This is a genomic window from Merdimonas faecis (assembly GCF_001754075.1).
Taxonomy (GTDB): domain Bacteria; phylum Bacillota; class Clostridia; order Lachnospirales; family Lachnospiraceae; genus Merdimonas; species Merdimonas faecis.
Map to the genome: position 1 here is coordinate 1 of NZ_MIEH01000055.1, position 2,634 is coordinate 2,634.

General features: G+C 49.5%; 5 protein-coding genes. All 5 read right to left on the reverse strand.

The genetic code is table 11. From position 1 onward, the window contains the following. Positions 1-507, reverse strand: a 507-nt coding sequence (locus tag BKD12_RS16155; RefSeq protein WP_083263017.1) for an IS66 family transposase zinc-finger binding domain-containing protein, incomplete at its 3' end; no start/stop codon positions are given. 142 nt (positions 508-649) lie between these two features. Beyond that, positions 650-991: an IS66 family insertion sequence element accessory protein TnpB gene (tnpB, locus tag BKD12_RS16160; protein WP_070090327.1), complete on the reverse strand. Its 342-nt coding sequence runs from the start codon at positions 989-991 to the stop codon at positions 650-652. After that, entirely contained in the window at positions 985-1,344 is a 360-nt protein-coding gene (tnpA, locus tag BKD12_RS16165) for an IS66 family insertion sequence element accessory protein TnpA (protein ID WP_242872791.1), read from the reverse strand. Before tnpA ends, tnpB begins: the two co-directional genes overlap by 7 nt. Positions 1,345-1,472: 128 nt before the next feature. Then, a complete protein-coding gene (istB, locus tag BKD12_RS16170; RefSeq protein WP_207645185.1) occupies positions 1,473-2,276 on the reverse strand; it encodes an IS21-like element helper ATPase IstB in 804 nt (267 codons plus the stop codon). Further along, positions 2,273-2,634: hypothetical protein (locus BKD12_RS17065; protein WP_176731002.1), on the reverse strand; the 362-nt coding region annotated here is incomplete at its 5' end. The genes BKD12_RS17065 and istB, both read right to left, overlap by 4 nt.

Genomic DNA, 2,634 nt, shown 5'->3' on the forward strand with positions numbered 1-2,634 from the left:
TGGGCATCCGTAACTCTGGCTGTAGTATTCGATCACTTTACAGGTGGCAGGAATGAATTCCAGTTCCCGGCGGACATACTCCTCACCGATCAAAACCATCTGCGTACCGCAGACCGGGCAGATCTGGTCTTCTTCCGGAAGAGGGATCACTACTTTTTCAACCTTCAGGCCTTTGAAAAGCTCCTCATGGGTTGCCTTCTTTTTACGGGTATGCTCCCGGATCACGGTCTCTTCTTCCAGCAAAGAGGGATCCTGTTCCATTTCCGCTTCATCGAAGAGATTCTGTTGTCCCGGAATGTTATCGGATCTTTTTTCACTGGATGAGCCGAAAAGCTTTTTGGTCAGATAATCTACCTGTTCCTGCAGCGCTTTCTCGTGACTGGATTTTTCGTCAATAATAAGACGGAGAGATTTGATCAGCTCAGTCTGTTCAGATATCATTGTTTTCAGTTGTGATACGGTATCTTTCAGCTCTCGAAGCTGGATATCTTTCGCACTGGAAGCCATTGTTTCTCTCCTCGGATTTGATACCTTTATTATACCAGAAACGGGGCTTTTACTAAAGGGAAATGGCTCCTGAAAAATGCCGAATCTACAGGGAATTTCCGGATTTTTCTGTGCAGGATTTTTTGAAAAATCCAGATGCTTTTCACTCTGCTTTGAGGGCTTTGGGCTGATCGATATCGATCCCCGACATCAGCCAGTCAAACTCCCGCCAGGAAAGATTCCGAACCTCCGACTGCTTCCTGGGCCATTGATAGCCGCCGTGGACAGACAACCGCTTGTAGATCAGAACAAAGCCATCCGGTTCACGGAACAAAGCTTTGATCCTGTCCCGTCTTCTTCCACAGAAAAGGAAGAGAGCACTGGACGACGGATCCATCTTAAGCTGGTCTTCGATAACGGCGCAGAGTCCGTCAATGGATTTCCGCATATCCGTATAGCCGCAGACAATGTAGATCTTCTCAAGTCCGGAGATGTCACCTAACATGAGAGCTCCTGAAGCAGGTGGAATGTCCTGGCGAGCAGGACAGGATCTGCATCATTGCTGATGCGGACCGTGATATCCTTCATAGCAACTTCAATCGTATGTGAATTGTCAAGGTGCGAGTTTAGCATCTGTGATGCTGTCTGTTGTTCCGGAATGTGATCCGGAACAATGTCAATAGAGACCACGTCCTGTTTCGGGCGGGGAACCTCAAGATGACCGTAATTCGCTGCTGGGATCTGATCCGCTGCGGCTTTCCGACAACGGCTGACCCAGTTGTAAAAGGTGCTTACTGCAATGTCGTTTTCACGGCACCAGCCAGCATCTGTCATGCCGCTCTGGCGTGCAAATGTCAACCACTTTTTTACATTGTTAGGTAAGATGTTTTTTACACCGTAAGGTAAGGAGTTTTTTACATACCCTGGTAAGCAGATCTTTACATCGTAAGGTAAGCACTTTTTTACATTACCCGGTAAGCAGATTCTTACATCCCTGTTTCTCCCTGCGGGTAAAGGTCAGGGTGCTTCAGCCGGTAGGATTCCCCTCGGAAAGAGTAACACTTGGCATGGTGCAGGATCCGGTCCAGCATCGCAGTGGTAAGCACCGGATCTCCCATCATCTCTGCCCAGTCAACGATCTCTTTGTTGGTGGTAAAGATGATGGAACTGGTTTCATAGGTGTCGCTGATAAATGTGAAAAAACGATTCGCTTGTCCGCGGCTGATCGGAGTGTAGCCAATCTCATCAATGATGACAAGCTGGGCTTTCTTGATATTTTTGAGCCGGAAACCGGTGGCGCGCTCTGTCTCTGCGGTGTCGAGGATCCTGATCAGGCTGGTCATCTTCTCAAAACATACCGTATAGCCGCTGTTGACAGCCTGCAACCCCAGACCACAGGCGACCATAGTCTTGCCGAGGCCCGGAGGCCCCGCAAAGACAAGGTTTCCGCAGTTGTCCAGCCAGGACAGTTCTTTCAAGACGGAGAGCTGTGCCTGAGTGATTCCTGACTCCAGCTCTTCCGGGTCGAACTCTTCCAGTGGCCGGATATTTGGTGGGAAATGCGCCGCGGAATAGTTGCGCTTTCGTCGCCGTTCATTCCGTCCTTTCACTTCGGTCTCAAGAACAGCCAGGAGGAATTCCCGGCAGGAGGAGTCCTGCAGATCTGCGGTTTCTAGAAGATCCGGAAGCATACGCGCCGCGTGCTTTAAGGTAAACGTTTCAAGCAGGGCTGTGAGCCGCTGTACAGGGATATGGCCGGTATCCATACTTTTTAAGATTTCACGGTTCATCGAGCAGCAGCCTCCTTCCTCTCTGTGCGTTCCTGAAAGGCTTTTGCATAAACAGAAAGATCCGTGTAGCTGACACTGCCGGATGGAACCTGTGCGAGACAGTCGTCTGTAGCCAGTTCCCGGCCGGCTTTTGCAAGGCTGTAAACGACCTTAAACTGTGAGAATTGATACCGGTATTTCTGGCAGCATTCCTTCATCACCTGCGCTACCAGGGATTTATCCGGATTCTCAGAATCAAGGAACTGTTCAATTGCCCGAAGCTGTTTGGAGATATGCCGTGGATTTTCCTTTTTCACACCATTGATGAAGTGCTGGAAGTCATAGCAGTTCCATTTCTCGCGGAGACGTTCCATGATCT